This is a genomic window from Duganella flavida (genome assembly GCF_009857445.1).
In the GTDB taxonomy this organism is placed as follows: domain Bacteria; phylum Pseudomonadota; class Gammaproteobacteria; order Burkholderiales; family Burkholderiaceae_D; genus Rugamonas; species Rugamonas flavida.
Genome location: NZ_WWCN01000002.1, coordinates 122,691 through 137,357 on the forward strand (window position 1 = coordinate 122,691; position 14,667 = coordinate 137,357).

General features: G+C 61.1%; 14 protein-coding genes. All 14 read left to right on the forward strand.

The features are described from left to right. Positions 1 to 8 precede the first annotated feature (8 nt). The 14 genes from gabD (at position 9) to GTP46_RS02950 (ending at position 14,614) form a co-directional block, all read left to right on the forward strand. On the forward strand, positions 9 to 1,463 hold the full coding sequence (gene gabD / locus GTP46_RS02885) for an NADP-dependent succinate-semialdehyde dehydrogenase (protein WP_161005121.1): 1,455 nt from the start codon (positions 9 to 11) through the stop codon (positions 1,461 to 1,463). A gap of 100 nt (positions 1,464 to 1,563) precedes the next feature. Continuing rightward, positions 1,564 to 2,955 carry an NAD(P)/FAD-dependent oxidoreductase gene (locus GTP46_RS02890; protein WP_161005122.1) on the forward strand — a complete coding sequence of 464 codons (1,392 nt, stop codon included), beginning with the start codon at positions 1,564 to 1,566 and terminating at the stop codon, positions 2,953 to 2,955. Positions 2,956 to 2,976: 21 nt separating this feature from the next. Then, positions 2,977 to 3,930, forward strand: a complete 954-nt coding sequence (gene speB, locus GTP46_RS02895) for an agmatinase (protein WP_161005123.1) — start codon at positions 2,977 to 2,979, stop codon at positions 3,928 to 3,930. A 2-nt stretch (positions 3,931 to 3,932) separates the two neighbouring features. Further along, a complete protein-coding gene (locus GTP46_RS02900) occupies positions 3,933 to 5,435 on the forward strand; it encodes an aldehyde dehydrogenase family protein (RefSeq protein ID WP_161005124.1) in 1,503 nt (500 codons plus the stop codon). Between the two features lie 29 nt (positions 5,436 to 5,464). After that, the gene (locus tag GTP46_RS02905; RefSeq protein ID WP_161005125.1) at positions 5,465 to 5,803 is read left to right on the forward strand and encodes a cupin domain-containing protein; all 339 of its coding nucleotides are present in this window, start codon (positions 5,465 to 5,467) and stop codon (positions 5,801 to 5,803) included. Positions 5,804 to 5,840: 37 nt separating this feature from the next. Then, positions 5,841 to 6,974 carry a polyamine ABC transporter substrate-binding protein gene (locus tag GTP46_RS02910; protein ID WP_371869534.1) on the forward strand — a complete coding sequence of 378 codons (1,134 nt, stop codon included), beginning with the start codon at positions 5,841 to 5,843 and terminating at the stop codon, positions 6,972 to 6,974. A gap of 48 nt (positions 6,975 to 7,022) precedes the next feature. After that, entirely contained in the window at positions 7,023 to 8,144 is a 1,122-nt protein-coding gene (locus GTP46_RS02915) for an ABC transporter ATP-binding protein (protein ID WP_161005126.1), read from the forward strand. 9 nt (positions 8,145 to 8,153) lie between these two features. Continuing rightward, a complete protein-coding gene (locus tag GTP46_RS02920) occupies positions 8,154 to 9,044 on the forward strand; it encodes an ABC transporter permease (protein ID WP_161005127.1) in 891 nt (296 codons plus the stop codon). Continuing rightward, positions 9,041 to 9,964 carry an ABC transporter permease gene (locus GTP46_RS02925; protein WP_202414111.1) on the forward strand — a complete coding sequence of 308 codons (924 nt, stop codon included), beginning with the start codon at positions 9,041 to 9,043 and terminating at the stop codon, positions 9,962 to 9,964. The genes GTP46_RS02920 and GTP46_RS02925 overlap by 4 nt, the downstream gene beginning before the upstream one ends. Then, complete coding sequence (locus GTP46_RS02930; protein ID WP_161005128.1) at positions 9,961 to 11,211, forward strand: DUF3138 family protein; 1,251 nt, start codon at positions 9,961 to 9,963, stop codon at positions 11,209 to 11,211. The genes GTP46_RS02925 and GTP46_RS02930 overlap by 4 nt, the downstream gene beginning before the upstream one ends. Positions 11,212 to 11,258: 47 nt before the next feature. After that, positions 11,259 to 12,155, forward strand: coding sequence for a LysR family transcriptional regulator (locus tag GTP46_RS02935; protein WP_161005129.1), 897 nt, complete (start codon positions 11,259 to 11,261; stop codon positions 12,153 to 12,155). Between the two features lie 29 nt (positions 12,156 to 12,184). Continuing rightward, complete coding sequence (gene ruvB / locus GTP46_RS02940) at positions 12,185 to 13,240, forward strand: Holliday junction branch migration DNA helicase RuvB (protein ID WP_161005130.1); 1,056 nt, start codon at positions 12,185 to 12,187, stop codon at positions 13,238 to 13,240. After that, positions 13,240 to 13,692 carry a YaiI/YqxD family protein gene (locus GTP46_RS02945; protein WP_161005131.1) on the forward strand — a complete coding sequence of 151 codons (453 nt, stop codon included), beginning with the start codon at positions 13,240 to 13,242 and terminating at the stop codon, positions 13,690 to 13,692. Before ruvB ends, GTP46_RS02945 begins: the two co-directional genes overlap by 1 nt. Next, positions 13,685 to 14,614: a LysR family transcriptional regulator gene (locus GTP46_RS02950; protein WP_161005132.1), complete on the forward strand. Its 930-nt coding sequence runs from the start codon at positions 13,685 to 13,687 to the stop codon at positions 14,612 to 14,614. The genes GTP46_RS02945 and GTP46_RS02950 overlap by 8 nt, the downstream gene beginning before the upstream one ends. Positions 14,615 to 14,667 lie beyond the last annotated feature (53 nt).

Below are 14,667 nucleotides of genomic sequence, written 5' to 3' on the forward strand. Positions count from 1 at the left end.
GAACCAACATGCTGCAACTGAAAGACAACAGCCTGCTCAAACAACAGGCCTTTATCGACGGCGCGTTCTGCGACGCGCAAGACGGCCGCACGGTCGAAGTCACCAACCCGGCCACCGGCGCCTTCATCGGCACTGTGCCAAAGATGGGCGCACCGGATACCAAGCGCGCCATCGAGGCCGCCAACCGCGCCTGGGCCGGCTGGAAAGCCAAGACCGGCAAAGCGCGCAGCACCGTGCTGCGCAAGTGGTTCGACCTGATCATTGCCAACACCGATGACCTGGCCGCCATCATGACGGCCGAGCAGGGCAAGCCGCTGGCCGAGTCCACCGGCGAAATCGCCTACGCCGCATCCTTCATCGAATGGTTCGCTGAAGAAGCCAAGCGCGTCTCCGGCGACACGTTGCCATCGCCATGGGAAGACCGCCGCATCGTGGTGACGAAAGAAGCCATCGGCGTCTGCGCCGCCATCACACCATGGAACTTCCCGGCTGCGATGATTACCCGCAAAGTCGGTCCAGCGCTGGCTGCTGGTTGCCCGATCGTGGTCAAGCCGGCAGAAGCCACGCCGTTCACCGCGCTGGCGCTGGCTGAATTGGCCAAGCGTGCCGGCCTGCCGGATGGTTTGCTGAGTATCGTCACCGGCGACGCCCGCGCCATCGGTGGCGAGCTGTGCGCCAATCCGCTGGTGCGCAAACTGAGCTTCACCGGTTCCACCGCCATCGGCAAGCTGTTGATGGAGCAGTGCGCGCCGACGGTTAAGAAAGTTTCATTGGAACTGGGCGGCAACGCGCCATTCATCGTGTTCGACGATGCTGATCTCGACGCGGCAGTGCAGGGCGCATTGGCCTCCAAGTTCCGGAACGCCGGCCAGACCTGCGTCTGCGCGAATCGCCTGTACGTGCAGGACGGCGTGTACGATGCGTTTGCCGCCAAGCTGGCAACCGCAGTCAACGCGCTCAAGGTCGGCAATGGCGCCGAACCGGGCGTCACCCAAGGCCCGATGATCGACCTGAAGGCCGTCGCCAAAGTGGAAGAGCACGTGGCTGATGCGCTGTCCAAAGGCGCCAAGCTGGTCACCGGCGGCAAGCGCCACGCGCTGGGCGGTTCGTTCTTCGAGCCGACCGTGATCACCAACGTCACGCAAGACATGCAGGTCGCCTCCGAAGAAACCTTCGGCCCACTCGCACCGTTGTTCCGTTTCCACACTGAAGCCGAAGTAATTCAGCAGGCAAACGACACCGAATTCGGCCTGGCCAGCTACTTCTACTCGCGCGATATCGGCCGCGTGTGGCGTGTCGCCGAAGCGCTGGAATGCGGCATGGTAGGCGTCAATACCGGCCTGATCTCCAATGAAGTCGCGCCTTTCGGCGGGGTCAAGCAGTCCGGCCTGGGCCGCGAAGGTTCGAAGTATGGCATCGAGGATTACCTCGTTGTGAAGTACATCTGTCTCGGCATCCAGTAATACCTTGGCCGCCATCAATGTTTAGATAGCCACGGCGTTATTTTTCGCTGGTGGCGGCCGGGCTAGACTGGATTTACTGGAGACAAAGAAGGAAGCTGTAATGTCGCACGATATTAAAAAAAGTTTCAAAGACGTAAAGCTGTTCCCGTACTGGCTGGACAACGCAGCCGCCCCCGCAGTAGAACGTGAACTGATCGGACCTACCACCGCTGACCTGCTGATCGTCGGCGGCGGCTTCACCGGCCTCTGGGCCGCAGTACAAGCCAAGGAACTGATGCCGCATCTGGACGTGGTGCTGATCGAAGCCGGCAAAGTCGCCTACGGCGCCTCCGGCCGCGCTGGCGGCATCATCTCCACCTCGGTGATGCACGGCCTGCCGAACGCCACTCGCGTATTCCCGAAAGACCTGGACGTGCTCGAACAATTCGGCCACGACAACCTCGACGGTTTCAAAGAGACCGTCGCCCGCTACGGTATTGACGCCGATATCGAATGGAACGGCGAGATGACGGTAGCAGTGGAAGACCGCCACGTCCCGCACCTGCAAGAAGATTTCGAACTGCACAAGCAGCACGGCCACAACGTGACGATGCTGAATCGCGAAGAAGCCCAGGCGCAGCTTGGCTCGCCGCTGTATGCGGGCGCCATGTGGTCGCGTGATCGCAGCGGTATCGTCCACCCAGCCAAGATGGCATGGGGCCTGAAAGCCGCCGCGCTGAAACTGGGCGTGCGCTTGTACGAAATGACGCCGCTGACCAAGTGGGAAGACTGCGGCGATCACCTGATCGTCCAGACCCAAGCGGGCAGCATCAAAACGCCGCGCGTGCTGCTTGGCACCGGCACTGCATCGGTCGGCATTCCGGACATCAGCAAACGCGTGATGCAGGTTCGTGACCACGTGCTGGCCACCCATCCGCTGACTGAAGAACAGTTGGCCCGCATCGGCTGGAAGAACCGCCAGGGCATTTACGATACCCGCACCCAGCTCAACTACTACCGCCTGACCAAGGACAACCGCATCATCTTCGGCGGCCTGGTCAGCTACCACTTCAAGGGCAACAACAACCCTGCGGCCGACCGCGAAGAATCGACTTACTACAAGCTGGGCGAAGTGTTCCACAAAACCTTCCCGCAGCTGAAAGACGTGGGCTTCTCGCACGCATGGGGCGGCCCGATCGATTACTGCTCGCGTGGCGCCGTGTTCGCCCGCCGCTACTTCAACGAGAAAGTGGTTTACGTGGCCGGCTACACCGGCTTCGGCGTGGCAGGCAGCCGCTTCGGCGCGCTGATGGGCCTGAACATTCTGTTCGACCGCAACACCCCAGAGCGCAAGCTCGACATCTCAACCCAAGGACCCAACTGGATCCCGCCAGAGCCGCTGCGATGGGCTGGCGCCAAGATCACCTTCCACGCCTTCGACGGTGCGGACGAGCAGGGCGGCTGGAAACGCGCCTGGATCAACGGCATCAAGAAGCTTGGCTTCCCGATGTAACTAATCAGAAAGTAGAGAGACATGCAAGAATTTACCAACAATCAGCCGTTGGGTGGCAACGCTATGCCTCGCAGCGGCGGCATCGCCACCATGATGCGCCTGCCTCACGTAGAAACCGCCAAGGGTCTGGACGCCTGTTTCGTCGGCGTGCCGTTCGATTTGGGCACCTCCAACCGCAGCGGCGCCCGCTTTGGTCCGCGCCAGGTGCGCAGCGAATCGTCGCTGCTGCGCCCGTACAACATGGCGACTCGCGCCGCGCCTTTCGATTCGCTGCAAGTGGCGGACATTGGCGACGTCGCCATCAACCCATACAACCTGGCTGATTCGATCACCCGCATCGAAAAAGCCTACGACGCGATCCTCGAACACGACTGCGTGCCGATCTCGCTGGGCGGCGACCACACCATCACCCTGCCTATCCTGCGCGCCATCGCCCGCAAGCACGGCCCGGTAGCGCTGGTGCACGTCGATGCGCACGCCGACGTCAACGACACCATGTTCGGCGAGAAGATCGCCCACGGCACGCCGTTCCGCCGCGCGGTGGAAGAGGGTCTGCTGCAATGCGAATACGTGACCCAGATCGGCCTGCGCGGCACCGGCTACGCAGCGGAAGATTTCGACTGGTGCCGCGAGCAGGGCTTCAACGTGGTGCAGGCTGAACAGTGCTGGAACCGCTCGCTGGCGCCGCTGGCGGCTGAAATCGCCGCCCGCGTTGGCGACCGTCCGGTGTACCTGACCTTCGACGTCGACGGCCTCGATCCAGCCTACGCACCGGGCACCGGCACGCCGGAAATCGGCGGCCTGACCGTGACGCAAGGGCTGGAACTGATCCGCGGCATGCGCGGCCTGAACATCGTCGGCGCCGACGTGGTGGAAGTCGCTCCGCCATACGACAACGCCGGCGTGACCTCGCTGCTGGCGGCCAATCTGGCGTTTGAAATGCTGTGCGTGCTGCCTGGCGTGAAATACCGTTAATCATGAAAACCTACGACTACCCAACTGCACCCGCCGACCTGTCGGCGGCACTGTCCAGCGGCGCAGCGCTGGCGCTGCCCGGCGCGCTGATCGATGGCGTGTTTGAAGCCGGCAAGGGCGCGCAGCAGATCGTGCTGAATCCATCGACCGGCGGCGCGCTCTGCGAATTCAACGCTGCCACCACCGCGCAAGTGGACCGCGCGGTGCAAGCTGCCAAAGAAGCGCTGCCGGGCTGGAAGGCGCGCAACCGCCTCGACCGCGCCCGCGTGCTGCGTGCGATTGCCGACCGCATCGAAGAAGCGCACGACACGCTGGCCGCGCTGCAAGTGGTCAACAACGGCAAGCCGGCTGGCGAAGCGGATCTCGATGTGCTGGATGTGATTAACACCTTCCGCTATTACGGCGACCTGTGCGCCACCATGAAGAATCTGCAAACGGACGAACTGGATATCGGCGTCACTAGCTATCGCGCGCAAATGCATTACGACGCTTGCGGCGTCGCCGGCCTGATCGTGCCGTGGAACTTCCCGATGGTCACCACCGCGTGGAAAGTGGCGGCGGCATTGGCAGCCGGCTGCACCATCGTGTTGAAGCCTAGCGAACTGACGCCGGTGGCCGAGCTGGCGCTGGTCAGCCTGATGCACGAAGCCGGCCTGCCTGCGGGTGTGCTGAACCTCGTGTTCGGCGCGGCGGACACCGGCCGCGCGCTGGTGCAGCATCCGGGCATCGCCAAGGTCTCGTTCACCGGCAGCACCGAAACCGGCAGCGCCGTGATGCGCGATTGCGCCCAGCGCATCGCCCGCGTCAGCCTGGAGCTGGGCGGCAAGTCGGCGCTGATCGTGTGCGCGGACGCCAACTTGCAACTGGCGGTGGAACTGGCCGTCAGCGGCGCGTACACCAACGCCGGCCAGATGTGCTCGGCCACCTCGCGCATCCTCGTGCATGAGAGCGTGTATGCGTCCTTCATGCAGCAGATGCAGGAGGCGGTCGCCGCCATCAAGGTCGGTGGTCCGCAGCACATTGGCGCCAATATGGGGCCGATCATCAGCGCGCGCCAGAAGGAGAAAGTGCAGTCCTTCATTACGCAAGCGCGTGAAGATGGCCTGAAGCCAGCAGCCACCGGCAGCCTGCCGGATGATGCCGGCCACGGCTACTTCATCGCGCCGCATCTGTACGCCGACGTGCCACTCAGCCATCCGCTGTGGACCGACGAAATTTTTGGTCCGGTAGCGTGCGTGCGCCACTTCAACAGCAACGAGCAAGCCGTGCAAATCGCCAATGAGAGCGAGTACGGACTGGTCGCCACGCTGGTGACGGAAGACAGCGCCGCCGCAGCCTCCATGTCGGAAGCGCTGCAAACCGGACTGGTGTGGATCAACACGCCGCAACTCATTTTCCCCGGCACCTCGTGGGGAGGATACAAACGCAGCGGCATCGGCCGCGAGCTGGGCGTCGCCGGTGTGCGCGCCTATCAGGAAATGAAACAAGTTTTGAAAAACGCTTGAGTATTTAACGCTTTAATCGGGAGAACCAAATGAGCAAAACCGTAGCAGACATCATCGCCATCAACGGCGGCATCGCCCAATTCCAGAAACTGGACTACGGCATGGACGAAGCCGACTGGCGCGCTTCCAGCGGCAGCAACAGCGCCTACGGCGTCGGCCTGTGGGAAGGCAAACCGGGTGAGGTGGAATTCCCAGCCATGCCATACGACGAAGCATGCTGGATCATCGAAGGCCAGGTCGCGCTGATCGACGAACAAGGCGGTCGCAAGGAATTCGGCGCCGGCCAGGGTTACATCCTGCCGAAAGGTTTCGCCGGTCGCTGGATCACCATCTCGGAAGCAAAAAAATTCTACGTCACGCTGGAATAACTTAGCCGCCTAACGCCACCCCACCAGGAGACACCCAATGGAAGCGAACCACAGCACCACTCCCCGACGTAACGCATGGCGCAGCGCACTGCTGGCCGGCATGGCAGCGCTGGCAATGACCGGCGTCGCACGGGCAGAAGAAGAAAAAGTACTGAACATCTACAACTGGGCCGAGTACATCGCGCCCGAGGTCATCACCAACTTCGAGAAAGAAACCGGCATCAAGGTGCGTTACGACATCTTCGATACCAACGAAGTCCTGCACGCCAAGCTGGTCGGCGGCAAAACCGGTTATGACATCGTAGTGCCATCCTCGACCTGGGCCAAGATGCAAATCTCCGGTGGCCTGATGCAGAAGGTGGATAAGGGTTTGCTTCCCAACCTGAAGAATCTCGATCCTGTGATCCAGGCGCAGATGGCGCAGGTTGATCCGGGCAATAACTACCTGGTGAGCTGGCTGTGGGGCTTCACCACCGTCGGCATCAACGTCGACAAAGTGAAAGCCGCGCTGGGCAATACGCCGATGCCGGACAACGCATGGGACCTGGTGTTCAAGCCGGAGTATGCCTCCAAGCTGAAATCCTGCGGCATCTCGATTCTGGATTCTGCTTCCGAATTGTTCCCTGCCGCGCTGCATGCGATGGACAAGAACCCGTACAGCAAAAATCTCGCCGATTACCAGGAAGCCTTTACCCAGCTTCAAAAAATCCGTCCTTACGTGACGCTGTTCTCGACTACCGGCTACATCAACGACATGGCCAATGGTTCGATCTGCGTGGCAGTGGGCTGGTCCGGCGACTTCAACGTGGCCCGCCAGCGCGCCATCGACAACAAGACCGGCCAGCACATCGAAGCCCTGATCCCGCGTAACGGCGGCATCCTGACCTTCGAATCGATGGCGATTCCGGCCGACGCGCCGCACCCGCACAATGCCCACTTGTGGATGAACTACATCCTGCGTCCTGAAGTCCACGCGGCCATCACCAACAAGGTGCTGTACGCGAACGCCAACAAGGAATCGCTGAAGTTCGTCAAGCCGCAACTGGTGCAGAACAAGACCGTCTTCCTTGATGCAGAAGACACCAAGCGCATGATCGCGCCGGATTCGGTTGGCGCCGACGTCCGCCGCACTGTCACCCGCCTGTATACCAAGTTCAAGACCGGCATTTAATCGCCACCGTCGTCCCCGCGCAAGCGGGGATCCATGAAGGAGAAAATTATGGCTGCAATTAGCCAGGGCAGCGCTTTGCCCAACGATGAACAATTCCTGTCGATCGAAGGCCTGTCCAAGGTGTTCGACAACGGAACGACGGCGGTCAACAACATCAGCCTGAAAGTCAAAAAAGGCGAAATCTTCGCGCTGCTGGGCAGTTCCGGCTGCGGCAAGTCCACCTTGCTGCGCATGCTGGCGGGCTTTGAATCGCCAAGCTCCGGCGCGATACGTTTGAATGGCCAGGACATCACCGCGCTGCCGCCGTACGAACGTCCGATCAACATGATGTTCCAGTCCTACGCGCTGTTCCCGCACATGAGCGTGTGGGACAACGTCGCCTTCGGCCTGCGCCGCGATGGCCTGCCAGCCAAGGAAATCGCCGACCGCGTGGACCAGAACCTGAAGCTGGTACAGCTGGAAAAATTCGCTACCCGCAAACCGCACCAGCTGTCGGGCGGCCAACAACAGCGCGTGGCGCTGGCCCGTTCACTGGCCAAGCGTCCGCAGTTGCTGCTGCTGGACGAGCCGCTGGGCGCACTCGATAAAAAACTGCGCGAACAAACGCAGCTCGAACTGGTGAACATCATCCAGCGCGTGGGCGTGACCTGCGTGATGGTGACTCACGACCAGGAAGAAGCGATGACGATGGCGTCGCGCATCGCCATCATGAGCGAAGGCCAGTTCCTGCAAGTGGGTTCGCCGGAAGACATCTACGAATCGCCGAACTGCCGCTTCGTGGCGGACTTCATCGGCAGCGTCAACCTGCTGGAAGGTACGGTGCGGGAAGATCACACCGACCATACGGTGATCGATACCCAGAGCGGCCCAATCTACGTCGGCCGCGGCGTTGCTGCGCCGCGTGGCTCGCAAGCCGGTGTGGCGCTGCGTCCGGAGAAAATCTCCATCTCGCGCCAGCCGGTCGCCAAGGACTACAACACCATGGCCGGTGCAGTGGAAGAACTGTCCTACTACGGCAACCTGACCGTGTTCCACGTGCGCCTGAACGACGGCCAGCGCATCAAGGTCACGCACCTGAACCACTATCGCCATGACGATCTCGGTTTCAACGCCGGCGACCAGGTGTATCTGCACTGGAGCGACGACGCCATGGTCGTCGTGACGCGCTAAGGAGCTTGTATGTTGACGCAACGTTTGCAACGCTTCCAGCGCGAAGCCGGCCGCCGGGCGCTGCTCGGCGTGCCGTATGCCTGGCTGGTGGTGATGACGGCCATCCCGGCCCTCATCATCCTTCAGTTCAGCATTTCGCAGCTGGATACGGTCACGCTGACCAAACCGTGGGCGCTGGTGGAAGGGGTGCTGAGTATCCGCATCGATTTCAACAAGTACCTGTTCCTGTTCACCGACTCGCTGTACCTGGCGGCGTATTTGTCGTCGCTGAAGTTCGCGCTGTTGAATACGGCCCTGTGCCTGTTCATCGCCTATCCGTTCGCCTACTTCATGGCGCGCTCGCCGGAATCGGTACGTCCTTCGCTGCTGATGGCGGTGATGCTGCCGTTCTGGACTTCCTTCCTGGTGCGTATCTATTCGTGGAAAGGGCTGCTGGCGACCAATGGCGTGTTCAATAACGTGATGATGAGCCTCGGCCTGATTCATGAACCGATCCACATGCTGAACACCCCGTTCTCGCTGACGCTGGGCATGGTCTACACCTACCTGCCGTTCATGATCCTGCCGCTGTACACCACGCTGCAAAAAATGGATGGCCGCTTGCTGGAAGCCGCGCTGGATCTGGGCGCAACGCCGTGGCAGGCGTTCTGGCGCATCACTGTGCCGCTGTCGGTCAACGGCATTGTGGCTGGCTCGATGCTGGTGTTTATTCCGTCGATCGGCGAGTACGTGATTCCTGAACTGCTGGGTGGTCCGGAAACGCTGATGATCGGCCGCGTGCTGTGGGATGAATTCTTCGGTAATAACGACTGGGCGATGGCGTCCGCCGTTGCCGCCGTGATGATCCTGCTGATTCTTGGCCCGATGGCTATCTTCAATAAATACCAGAGGGCGAAATGATGACCAAATGGTTTTCCCGTGGCTGGCTGGGATCAGTCTACATTTTCCTCTACCTGCCTATCCTGTCGCTGGTGGTGTTCTCGTTTAACGAGTCGACGCTGGTGACGGTGTGGTCGCAGTTCTCGTTCAAGTGGTATCAGTCGCTGATGCACGACCAGGAGCTGATTGACGGCCTGCTGCTGTCGCTGCGTATCGCCTTTACCTGCGCCGCCTTGTCGGTGGTACTCGGCACGATGGGCGCGCTGGTGGTGGTGCGCTACAAGAAGTTCCGTGGCCGAGTGCTGTTCGAGAGCATGCTGAATATGCCGCTGGTGATGCCGGAAGTGATCATGGCGCTGTCCGTCATGCTGCTGCTGGTGATGGTGCAAGATCTGACCGGCATCGGTGGCCGCGACATGAAAACCATCCTGCTCGGCCACACCCAATTGGGCATGGCTTATGCAGCGGTGGTGGTGGCGTCGCGCCTGCGCGAGTTGAACATCTCGCTGGAAGAAGCGGCGCAGGATCTGGGCGCGCGTCCATTGCAGGTGTTCTGGTATGTGACCTTGCCGCTGATCTTGCCGTCGCTGGTCTCCGCTTTCCTGCTGACCTTCACGCTGTCGTTTGACGACGTGGTGATTTCGGCCTTCCTCGCCGGTCCGGGCGCCACCACGCTGCCAGTGGTGATCTTCTCGCGGGCGAAGTTTGGTTTGAATCCGACCGTGAACGCGGCTGCTGCCGCCACCATCTTTGTGGTGACTGCCTGCGTGATCCTGTCCGCCCTATATGAATCGCGTTTGCGCCGTCGCCGTTTGCGCGAGGCCCGCCAGCGTGACGCTGCGCAGGCCGTTGCGCCTTCTGCCACGCCGGCCGCGCCGCGCCAACCTGTATCTGTTTCCCCATCTGTAGAACAAAAACATTACATCAAGGAGGAGTCATGAAACGAAAATATCTGGCCACGGCCATCTTCTGCGCACTGCCGCTGCTGGCCGCCGCGCAGGACAAGAGCGACGTTGAACAACTACGCGCCGACATCGCGCGCATGCAGGTGAAGCTGGACGCCATGGAAACCGCGCATAGCGATAACGGCTTCGCAGGCCTGAAGATCAGCGGCATGATCGATCCGACGTTCATCGCCAGCGGCAACCGCCGCAGCGCAGGCTTCAACTTCCTGAACAATTTCGACGGCGTGGATCGTAGCGCCGCCGGCCAGGATTCGACCTACGCGTTCGATAACTCCTTCTTCGGCATGGCTTTGCTCCAGATCGATAAAGAGACCGAGAACGGCACCAAGTTCAAGCTGCAACTGGTGCCGCACAAGAGCGCCAGTTCGGCCATGAACCTCGGCTCCATCATCCATGAAGCAACGGTCACCATTCCGATGGAAGACAAGAACGTGCGCGTGCTGGCCGGCCAGTTTGCCGATTTCACCGGCTACGAGTACTTCCTGTCGAATCAGACCAAGCTGGTGACGCACAACCTGCTGTTCGACTTCACTCAGCCTAGCTATTACGTCGGTGCCGGCGTTGAAGCAGTGGTGGATGCATGGACCACCAAGGTACTGGTGGCGAACATGAACAAATCCAGCCACGCCGACCGCGCCCACGATCCTATCGTGGTGTTCCGCACCGACTACCTGAATTCGGAATTCAGCGGCATCGGCTTTACCGGCCAATTCGGCAAGTACTTCGGCAAGCGCCTGGCGATGCTGTCCAGCGATGCTTACTACACACGTGGCGCATGGTCGCTTAATGGCCAGGTCAATACCGGCATGTGGCGCGACTCGGCCTTCAACGGCGGCGACGCGCGTTGGGCCGGTGTGTCGCTGCAAGCTGCGTACAAAGTCACCCCGCGTGCGGAACTGGTGGCGCGTGCCGACTACCTGAAGAACGATAAGAACGGCGGCGGCACCATTGCTACCGTGTTCACGGAAGATGCAGGCGACTATCGCAACGGCCTCGGTCCTTCGCCGGACGAATTGGCGCGCTCCTTGGCTGCGGGTACGGTGCGCGGTGCGAATCGCGCGGCCCTCACGCTGGGCGGCAACTACGCCTACAACGAAAACGTGGTCTTCAAATTTGAAGTGCGCTACGACCACGCCAACCAGGACGTGTTCCTGAAACCGGGCACGGATCAATACCGGAAAGGCAATTCGTTGTTTGCAAGCTCCTTAGTTGCAACGTTCTAAGCAGAACAATTTGACGCCCGCGTTACCGCTGAATGACAATGCAGTCCATGCTGACCAATCTATCCGATCTCGATTTAAGGTTGATCCGCGTGTTCCTTGCAGTGGTGGATGCGGGCGGTCTTTCGCTGGCACAGGCGGTGTTGAATGTTAATCAATCGACGATCAGCACGCAGCTCTCCACGCTGGAGGCCCGCCTGGGCTTCCGGTTGTGCGAACGGGGACGCGCGGGTTTCCGCCTGACCCCAAAAGGTGAACGCTTTGCGCAAGCCGCGCGCCGCATGCTCGATGTGGTGAACGACTTCTGTGAGGAAGCGCGCAATATTGAGAAAAAACTCAGCGGCTCTTTGCGTATCGGCTTGATCGGCCACACTGATCCTGAGCAGAACGCCAAGCTGGGACAGGCCATCGCCGCCTTCCGCAAGCGCGATGAGGCGGTGCGCTTCCACATCTTCAACCGCGCTCCGAATGAGCTGGAAGAGCAAATGCTGGCTGGTGAGCTGGATTTGGGCATCGGCTATTTCTGGCATCAACTGCCGGAGCTGGAATATGCGCCGCTGTACGTGGAAAAGCAGATTGCGTATTGCGGACAAGGGCACTCGCTGTTTGGCACTTCAGATCAGATAGGTGCGGTGGATGTTGGCAATTACGAGTGGATCGGCCGCAGTTACCCGGTGCCGGAGTTTGAATCGCGCTTCGGGCAGAAGAACTACGGCGCGCGTGCCGATAATATGGAAGCGGTGGCGATCCTGATCATGTCGGGCCGATATTGCGGTTTCCTGCCATCGCACTTTGCGGAGCCGTATGTGCGGCAAGGTTTGCTGCAGGCGCTGAACGAAGACGATTTGTCCTATCGCGTCACCATCCACACCTGCTCGCGCCGCACCACGCGCCGCAGCGACATCATCGAAGCCTTCATGAGCGACCTGCGTGCAATCATGGGGTAGCGAGCGCCGATGCAGGGTAAAATAACTGTATGAGCATACAGACCGACAATTTTACCGAACAGCGCATTATCGACGCGGCGCCGTCTTCTCCGAATGAAGAAGCGATCGAACGCGCCCTGCGTCCCAAGCATCTCGATGAATATGTCGGGCAGGCCAAGATCCGCGATCAGCTGGAGATTTTCATCTCCGCCGCCCGCAAGCGCAAGGAAGCGCTGGATCACACGCTGCTGTTCGGGCCTCCGGGCCTCGGTAAAACCACACTGGCAAACATCATCGCCCGCGAGATGGGCGTGAACCTACGCCAGACTTCTGGCCCGGTGCTGGAGCGTCCGGGCGACTTGGCCGCCATTCTGACCAACCTGGAAACCAACGACGTCCTGTTTATCGACGAGATTCACCGCTTGTCGCCGGTGGTGGAAGAGATCCTGTATCCGGCTTTAGAGGACTACCAGATCGATATCATGATCGGCGAAGGCCCGGCGGCGCGTTCGGTCAAGCTGGACCTGCAGCCGTTCACGCTGGTCGGCGCTACCACCCGCGCCGGCATGCTGACCAATCCACTGCGCGACCGCTTCGGCATCGTGGCGCGTCTGGAGTTCTACAACACCGCCGAGCTGACGCAAATCGTGACGCGTAGCGCTGCGCTGCTGAAAGCTGTCATCGATCCTGAAGGCGCCCACGAAATCGCCCGCCGCGCGCGCGGCACGCCGCGTATCGCCAACCGCCTGCTGCGCCGCGTGCGCGATTACGCGGAAGTGAAGAGCAACGGCGAGATCACCAAGACCGTGGCCGACGCCGCACTGGTGATGCTGGACGTGGACACGGTCGGTTTCGACGTGATGGACCGCAAGCTGCTGGAAGCGGTGCTGTACAAATTCGGCGGCGGCCCGGTCGGCATCGGCAACCTTGCCGCAGCCATCGGCGAAGCTGCCGACACGATTGAAGACGTGCTGGAACCGTACCTTATCCAGCAAGGCTTCCTGCAACGCACGCCGCGCGGCCGCGTGGCTACGCCTGCAGCCTACAAGCACTTCGGCGTTCACCCGCCGCGCACCAATCCTAACGGCGAATTGTGGGATCAGTGATGCAGATCTGGGTCGACGCTGACGCCTGTCCCGCCGTCATCAAGGAAATTCTCTACCGTGTGGCAGATCGTGTGCAGATGCAGGTCACGCTGGTGGCCAACCAGCTGCTACGCGTACCGCCATCGCGCTTCATCCGTTCGGTGCAAGTTCCGTCCGGCGCCGACGTGGCGGACCAGGAAATCGTGCGCCTGCTAGAACCAGGCGATCTGGTGATCACCGGCGATATCCCGCTGGCTTCGGATGTACTGAAGAAGGGCGGCTACGCGCTCAACCCGCGTGGCGAGTTCTACACCAACGACAACATCGCGCAAATGCTGACCATGCGCGCCTTCATGGACGAGCTGCGCGGCAGCGGCGTTGATACTGGCGGCCCTGCTGCCTTCAGCCAATCCGACCGGCAGCACTTCGCCAATAGCCTCGATAGGCATCTGGCCAAACGCAAACATGGATGAACTGCGCGCCATCTCGACCTTCATCAAGGCTGCCGAATTGGGCAGCTTTAACAAGGTCGCGGAGGCGCAGGGCACCACGCCGCAAGCCGTTAGCAAAACCATCCGCCAGTTTGAACAGCATCTGGGCGTGCGTCTGTTCCACCGTACCACGCGCAATAGCTCGCTGACCGAGGAGGGCCAGCGCCTACTGGACTCCATCAAGCCCAGTCTCGACGGCGTGGTCGGCGCACTGGCCCGTGCACGCAGCGCAGCGCGCGAGGACGAGGGCACCATCCGCGTAGCGGCCTCCGGCTCGATGGGCCGCCGAATTCTGATGCCGCTGCTGGCCGAGTTCCAGCTGATATACTCGAATATCCAGATCGACCTGATCCAGGAAGATGGCTTTAGCGACCTGGTGCACGACCGTATCGACGTCGGTTTCCGGGGCGGTAATCCGCCGGATGCGCAGATCGTCAGCCGCCGTTTGTTTCCGGTGCAGCAAATCGTCTGCGCGACGCCGGGTTATCTGGCACGCCACGGCACGCCGCGCACCCTGCACGACCTGCAGGCCCACCGCTGCACCGCCTACCGCCAGCCCGGCAGCGGCCGGCCGATGGCGTGGGAATTCGAAATCGATGGCGATACGGTGTTCCGCCACGTGACGCCGGTCTTGCTCAGTAACGATCCAGACACTGAGGTGCACGCCGTGCTGGCCGGTATCGGCATCGGCCAGATCGACAGCATCAACGCCACCGCCGCCATCCGCGCTGGCCTGCTGAAACCGCTGCTGGCGGACTACATCAGCGAGCGCATGGGCTTCCACCTTTACTTCCCGCAGCGTAGTGAGATGCCGGGCCGGGTGCGGCATTTTGTCGACTTCATCGTCGCGCGCTTGCTGGACAGCCAGCAGTTCTACCTGTCGCCGGTCGAGCTGCGCGTATAAACTTTTAGTTGCTACTGAAGCGGATTTTTGCCACTACATTGGTTGTGGTCATC

Coding starts and splice junctions, on each gene's coding strand:
- GTP46_RS02925 (WP_202414111.1), top strand. CDS start 9,041: ATGATGACCAAATGGTTTTCCCGTGGCTGGCTGGGATCAGTCTACATT.
- GTP46_RS02890 (WP_161005122.1), top strand. CDS start 1,564: ATGTCGCACGATATTAAAAAAAGTTTCAAAGACGTAAAGCTGTTCCCG.
- GTP46_RS02905 (WP_161005125.1), top strand. CDS start 5,465: ATGAGCAAAACCGTAGCAGACATCATCGCCATCAACGGCGGCATCGCC.
- GTP46_RS02910 (WP_371869534.1), top strand. CDS start 5,841: ATGGAAGCGAACCACAGCACCACTCCCCGACGTAACGCATGGCGCAGC.
- GTP46_RS02945 (WP_161005131.1), top strand. CDS start 13,240: ATGCAGATCTGGGTCGACGCTGACGCCTGTCCCGCCGTCATCAAGGAA.
- GTP46_RS02950 (WP_161005132.1), top strand. CDS start 13,685: ATGGATGAACTGCGCGCCATCTCGACCTTCATCAAGGCTGCCGAATTG.
- GTP46_RS02915 (WP_161005126.1), top strand. CDS start 7,023: ATGGCTGCAATTAGCCAGGGCAGCGCTTTGCCCAACGATGAACAATTC.
- GTP46_RS02920 (WP_161005127.1), top strand. CDS start 8,154: ATGTTGACGCAACGTTTGCAACGCTTCCAGCGCGAAGCCGGCCGCCGG.
- GTP46_RS02900 (WP_161005124.1), top strand. CDS start 3,933: ATGAAAACCTACGACTACCCAACTGCACCCGCCGACCTGTCGGCGGCA.
- GTP46_RS02935 (WP_161005129.1), top strand. CDS start 11,259: ATGCTGACCAATCTATCCGATCTCGATTTAAGGTTGATCCGCGTGTTC.
- speB (WP_161005123.1), top strand. CDS start 2,977: ATGCAAGAATTTACCAACAATCAGCCGTTGGGTGGCAACGCTATGCCT.
- GTP46_RS02930 (WP_161005128.1), top strand. CDS start 9,961: ATGAAACGAAAATATCTGGCCACGGCCATCTTCTGCGCACTGCCGCTG.
- gabD (WP_161005121.1), top strand. CDS start 9: ATGCTGCAACTGAAAGACAACAGCCTGCTCAAACAACAGGCCTTTATC.
- ruvB (WP_161005130.1), top strand. CDS start 12,185: ATGAGCATACAGACCGACAATTTTACCGAACAGCGCATTATCGACGCG.